Annotated in this window: 1 protein-coding gene; it reads right to left on the reverse strand. The window is 46.9% G+C overall.

Annotated elements, in window-relative coordinates:
- Positions 1 to 226: extracellular solute-binding protein (locus HJY11_RS13930; RefSeq protein WP_243764573.1), on the reverse strand; the 226-nt coding region annotated here is incomplete at both ends.

Genomic DNA, 226 nt, shown 5'->3' on the forward strand with positions numbered 1-226 from the left:
TTTGTACTCATCTCCCTCTTTGGAGATATACTCATCGAGCGGCTCCAGCCCATCATAGTAAGATGGATAGTTCCACATATACATCACATCCGGAGTATCCCCGGATCCCATTCCGGCACTGATTTTTGTATCAAAGTCACTCCCATACGCTTCCAGTGTCACTTCGATGTCATCATGCTCCTCGTTGAACTTGTCCACAAGTTCCTGCTGTTTGTCCACGTCTTCT

Source organism: Bittarella massiliensis (ex Durand et al. 2017) (assembly GCF_017566145.1).
Classification (GTDB): Bacteria; Bacillota; Clostridia; order Oscillospirales; family Ruminococcaceae; genus Bittarella; species Bittarella massiliensis_A.